The sequence below is a fragment of the Teichococcus aerophilus genome (assembly GCF_014490485.1).
In the GTDB taxonomy this organism is placed as follows: Bacteria; Pseudomonadota; Alphaproteobacteria; order Acetobacterales; family Acetobacteraceae; genus Pseudoroseomonas; species Pseudoroseomonas aerophila.
In genome coordinates this window covers 1-4,892 of sequence record NZ_JACTVA010000107.1, presented here as the reverse complement: position 1 = coordinate 4,892, position 4,892 = coordinate 1, and the positions used below count along the sequence as shown (strand labels likewise).

Sequence of the window (4,892 nt, the reverse complement as noted above, 5' to 3'; positions counted from 1 at the left end):
CGGGGCGCCTGGGCGGCGGGGGCAGCGCCGTTGCCGGGCGCGGCGGCGGCGGCCGGCGCGCTATCCAGCGGCAGGTAGGGCACGACGCCCTGCAAGCGGTCGTCCACCACGATCTTCGGGTTGGCGCGCAGGATCTCTTCCATCGTCTCCAGGTACAGGCGGCGCACCGTCACGTCGCGCGCCACCTGGTAGGCGGACAGCACGCTCATGAAGCGGGCGGCCTCGCCTCGGGCACGGGCGACCTGGCTTTCCTTGAAGCCTTCGGCCTCCTGCACCAGGCGCTGGCCTTCGCCGCGGGCGCGGGGGATGATGTCGTTGCGGTAGGCCTCGGCCTCGTTGCGGGCGCGCTCGCGGTCCGCATTGGCGCGCTGCACGTCGCGGAAGGCGTCGATGACGGCCGGTGGCGGATCGACCTTCAGCAGCTGGACCTGCGAGATCTCGATGCCCGAGCCGTACTGGTCCAGGATGGCCTGGGTGCCGGTGCGGACGGCCTGCTCGATCTGCGCGCGTGCCTCGGTCAGCGCGGGCTGGATCGGGGTGCGCCCCACCACTTCGCGCATCACGCTCTCGGCGGCCGACTTCACGGTGGCGTCGGGGTTGCGGGTGTTGAACAGGTACTCGCCGGCATCGCGGATGCGCCAGAACACCGCGAAGTCGATGTCGATGATGTTCTCGTCCCCCGTCAGCATCATGCTCTCCTCGAGCACGTCGCGGGCGGAGACGGGGCGCTGCAGCGGCGAATCGTTGGGTGCGCGGAAGCCGATATCGATACGGTTGATGCGCGTCACGCGCGGCGTCGTCACGCTCTCGATGGGCCACGGGAGCCGGTAGTTCAGGCCGGGCTGGGTGGTCGTGCCGGTGAAGGCGCCGAAGCGCAGCACCACGCCCTGCTCATCGGGCTGCACGCGATAGATGCCGCTGGCGGCCCAGACCGCGACCAGCGCGGCCACGCCGATGCCGATCCACTTGCCCGAGCCCTTGCCGAAGCCGCCACCGCCCGTGCCGCCGCCACCGCCGCCGCCGAACATGCCGCGCAGCGTTTCCTGCAACTTACGGATGGCCTCATCCAGGTCCGGGGCGCCACCGCCGCCCTGGTTGCCGGGGCCACGGCCCCCGCCCTGCGGCGGTGTCCCCCAAGGCCCGCCCGGGCGCGGATTGCCCCACGGGCTACCACCCTGGCCACCTCCAGAGTTCGAACCACCATTATTGTTCCAGGGCATCGGCCGGCACATCTCCCGTAACGTGTCGTCGCAATCGCGCATAAAGCGCGACCGTGGCAAGTCTCGGCCGCTTGCGCGAGGCGGGTGCATGCGCGACAGGGCCAGACCATATGTCGCCCTGTCCGGGCCATGGCGCAATGCGGTGCATCACGCCACAGCGAGGGCGGGGCGGATATTGTCCGGGAAGAAGGGGTTTTCAAGCGATGGGTGACACACTGACGGAGGCCGTCCGCGCCGCCTTGGCCCAGGTGCGGGACTCTGATTCGGGACAGGACGTGGTCTCGTCTGGCATGTTGCAAGGATTGTCCGCCCGGGACGGCCTGGTGCAATTCGCACTTTCCGTGCCGCGGGAGCGTGCCCGGGCGATGGAGCCGCTGCGCGCGGCGGCTGAGAAGGCGGCGGCCGCGGTGCCCGGCGTGCTCTCCGCCACCTGCGTGCTGACGGCGCACCGGGACATCCAGTTGGGGAATATCCAGACCGGGCCGGCGCCCCAGGGCGGCGCGCATCATGGCCATGACCACCGCCCTGCCCCCGGCCCCGCCGCCCCGCCCGGCGCCGCCCGCGCCACACGGCCCGCCCCCGGCCAGGGCCCGATGCTGCTGCCGGACGTGAAGGCGATCATCGCCGTCGCCTCCGGCAAGGGCGGCGTCGGCAAGTCCACCACCGCCGTCAACCTCGCCGTGTCCCTCGCCGCTGAGGGGCTGAAGGTCGGGTTGCTGGACGCGGATATCTACGGCCCGTCCCTGCCCCAGATGCTGGGCACGCGGGAGAAGCCGCGGGCCACCGGCGGGCGCATCATCCCCATCTCCCGCTGGGGGCTGAAGGCGATGTCCATCGGCTTCCTGGTGGAGGAGGAGACGCCGATGGTCTGGCGCGGCCCCATGGTGATGGGCGCGCTGGAGCAGATGCTGGGCCAGGTGGAATGGGGCGAGCTGGACATCATGGTGGTCGACATGCCCCCCGGCACCGGCGACGCCCAGCTGACGATGAGCCAGCGCGTGCCGCTGGCCGGCGCCGTGATCGTCTCCACCCCGCAGGACGTGGCGCTGATCGACGCGCGGCGCGGCGTCCGCATGTTCCAGAAGGTGAATGTGCCGGTGCTGGGGCTGATCGAGAACATGTCCTATTTCTGCTGCCCGAACTGCGACCACCGGTCCGAGATCTTCGGCCATGGCGGCGCCCGGGCGGAGGCCGCGCGCATGGACGTGGAGTTCCTGGGCGAGCTGCCGTTGAAACTGGCGATCCGGGAACTGGCCGATGCCGGCACCCCCATCGCCATCGCGAAGCCGGAGAGCGACGAGGCGCGTTCCTACCGCGCCATTGCCGCCCGCCTGCGCGAGAAGGTCCTGGCCGGCGGGAATGCCCCCGCCGCGCCCCGTTTTGTGGTGGAGTGACATGAATGTCCGAGACTGACGCGTCGGATCGGGGCCTGCAGATCGGCTTCGTGCTGTTCCCCAACCTGCTGAACCTGGATTTCGCCGGGCCGTGGGACGTGCTGGCCAACCTGCCGGGCGCCACCCTGCACGTAGTGGCCAAGGACCTGGCGCCCATCGTCAGCAGCAGCGGGCTGTCCATCCTGCCCACCATCACTTTCGCTAACTGCCCGCAGCTGGACCTGATCTGCGTCCCCGGCGGCGCCGGCCACCTGGATGCGATGGAGGACGAGGCGATGCTGGACTTCCTGCGCCAGCAGGAACCCGGGTGCCGCTTCCTCACCTCCGTCTGCACCGGCGCGCTGGTGCTGGCCGCCGCCGGGCTGCTGGAGGGTTACGAGGCGACCACGCACTGGAACTCGCATGACCGGCTGGCCGCCTACGGCGCCATCCCGAAGCAGGGCCGGGTGGTGGTGGACCGCAACCGCATCACCGGCGGCGGCGTCACCGCCGGCATCGATTTCGGCCTGACCATGCTGGCCGCGCTGCAGGGCGAAGCCTTCGCCCGCCAGGTGCAGCTGGGCATCGAATACACCCCCGAGCCGCCCTTCCCCGGCGCCGGCAGCCCGGAGACCGCCGAGCCCGCCATCCTGGAAGCCGCCCGCGCCAAGTCGGCCGGGTACCGGGCGAAGATGGCCGAGGTGGATGCGCGGGCCGTGGCACGGTTGAAGGTGGGCTGACGCGGACGGTGCGCCGGAGAAGCGGAAGGCCGGGGAAGGAATTCCCCGGACCCCTTCTTTTTTCTGCGGTGTTTGCTTGTCTGGCTATGGGAAAGGCGTTCCGGTTGCCGGAACGGCGGGGGGCGGGCCGGACGCCTGAGCGTCGGGGCGCATGCAAGATGAGGCAGGCGAGTATTGCAGGCTTCGCCGTCGCCTGGCCTGGCGGGGAAAGCAGCGTGTCCGGCGCTGGCCTAGGCCTGGCCGGGCAGATCCCGGCATAGCTCAATGCGCTAAAGCCCGCCGGCTTAACCACTGACAGCCGGGTTTCCAAAGGCCTTAGGCCTTTGGCGGGGCGAGTTTGATAGGAGCAGCGCCCGTCTCGAGCAGAACGCCTGGACAGGAAGGACCGGAGCACGGGCCCTTAGAGACTGTTTCGGAAATCTGCTGGCTGAGAGCGCGGTCGGAATTTTCGTGCCGGCACGGAGGTGGCGCAGGCCCGATGCAGGGACATCGGGCCAAGCCGGCAAAGCTGGCGCGGAAAAGACCGCCGCGCCCGACCCGGCAGGCTTTTGAAACCGTCGCTCAGTCCACCGTCACCTCGTAATCCGCCGCCATCCGCACATCCCGCAACGGGCGGACGCGGTCGATGGACTCCTGGTAGGTCGGGTGCGCCTTGTAGGCGGCCAGGGCGGCGGCATCGGTGAATTCGCCATACACCACCACGTCCACGTCATTGCCCAGCTGGTCCACCTTGCCGTTCAGCGTGACCTCTAGGCGGCTGGAATGCGGGATGGTCTTCAGGATGGAGAGGCCTTCGAGCACGCGGCCGACATCCGCCCGGTCGCGGGCGCGGAAGAAGACGATGTGGCGGATCATGGCGGGGCCTCCTTGGGCCAATGGCTGCCGGGAACAGGGCGGCACCGACCGAGGGTGAACAGGCGGGGCTCAACAGGCGGGGCCAGGCCCGCATGGGGCCTGGCTGCTCCGCGGCGGCGCGTCAGATGCGCTGCTGGCGCTTCTTGCCCCAGGCGTAGCCGAGGCCGAGTGCGACGACGACCAGCAGTGCCGTGGCGGCATCGTTGAACACAAAGGTCAGCACGGCCCAGACGAGCCCCAGCACCAGCCCCACGATCCAGAACCCGACCGAGAGCGCCGCGAACAGCAGCATCATCGGCAGGCCGAACACCAGCAGCACCAGCAGCATCAGAATCCAGAACATGCCTCAAGCCCCTCCATTGCGGCGGCGGGGCTGGGATTTGCCCCGCAAGGCCGCGGTGCCGGGAATGTCGTGCTTCGCCGTCGCGCGGCCAAGGGCGAATCCGCCGATGCCGGTCAGCAGCAGGATGGCGCCGAGGTCCCCCACCAGCGCATGCGCCAGCGGGATGCCGACCAGCAGCACCAGGACGATCACCCCCACCGCCAGCCAGTGGCGCGGCAGCAGCGCCAGCCACAGCCGGAAGCGGCCCGGCGCCTGCTTGCCGCGCGGCTTACCCTTGCCGCCAGCCCGGTTGGCGGGCGGCCGGGCGGCTGCCGGGCGTGTGGCGGCCCTGGCCGGGCGCGCACCGGCCGGCGCACCAGTG

6 protein-coding genes are annotated in these 4,892 nt (G+C 70.5%); 2 read left to right on the top strand and 4 right to left on the bottom strand.

The window, feature by feature from the left end; all coding sequences use genetic code 11:
• Positions 1 to 1,220 (bottom strand): FtsH protease activity modulator HflK (gene hflK, locus IBL26_RS25120; protein ID WP_187787236.1); only part of this gene is annotated, 1,220 nt, incomplete at its 3' end.
• A gap of 203 nt (positions 1,221 to 1,423) precedes the next feature.
• Here hflK and IBL26_RS25115 point away from each other — a divergent pair.
• Together IBL26_RS25115 and IBL26_RS25110 are read left to right on the top strand one after the other, a co-directional pair.
• Complete coding sequence (locus IBL26_RS25115; RefSeq protein ID WP_187787235.1) at positions 1,424 to 2,614, top strand: Mrp/NBP35 family ATP-binding protein; 1,191 nt, start codon at positions 1,424 to 1,426, stop codon at positions 2,612 to 2,614.
• Positions 2,615 to 2,619: 5 nt separating this feature from the next.
• A complete protein-coding gene (locus tag IBL26_RS25110; RefSeq protein WP_187787234.1) occupies positions 2,620 to 3,333 on the top strand; it encodes a DJ-1/PfpI family protein in 714 nt (237 codons plus the stop codon).
• Positions 3,334 to 3,894: 561 nt separating this feature from the next.
• Here IBL26_RS25110 and IBL26_RS25105 read toward each other — a convergent pair.
• From IBL26_RS25105 to IBL26_RS25095, 3 genes are all read right to left on the bottom strand, one after another.
• The gene (locus IBL26_RS25105) at positions 3,895 to 4,188 is read right to left on the bottom strand and encodes a Dabb family protein (RefSeq protein ID WP_187787233.1); all 294 of its coding nucleotides are present in this window, start codon (positions 4,186 to 4,188) and stop codon (positions 3,895 to 3,897) included.
• Between the two features lie 121 nt (positions 4,189 to 4,309).
• Positions 4,310 to 4,531 carry a hypothetical protein gene (locus IBL26_RS25100; RefSeq protein ID WP_187787232.1) on the bottom strand — a complete coding sequence of 74 codons (222 nt, stop codon included), beginning with the start codon at positions 4,529 to 4,531 and terminating at the stop codon, positions 4,310 to 4,312.
• A 3-nt stretch (positions 4,532 to 4,534) separates the two neighbouring features.
• Positions 4,535 to 4,892: hypothetical protein (locus tag IBL26_RS25095; protein ID WP_206684308.1), on the bottom strand; the 358-nt coding region annotated here is incomplete at its 5' end.

Bases quoted from the DNA above. Each gene is read 5' to 3' on its own strand.
- IBL26_RS25105 (WP_187787233.1), bottom strand. From the start codon at position 4,188: ATGATCCGCCACATCGTCTTCTTCCGCGCCCGCGACCGGGCGGATGTC.
- IBL26_RS25115 (WP_187787235.1), top strand. From the start codon at position 1,424: ATGGGTGACACACTGACGGAGGCCGTCCGCGCCGCCTTGGCCCAGGTG.
- IBL26_RS25100 (WP_187787232.1), bottom strand. From the start codon at position 4,531: ATGTTCTGGATTCTGATGCTGCTGGTGCTGCTGGTGTTCGGCCTGCCG.
- IBL26_RS25110 (WP_187787234.1), top strand. From the start codon at position 2,620: ATGTCCGAGACTGACGCGTCGGATCGGGGCCTGCAGATCGGCTTCGTG.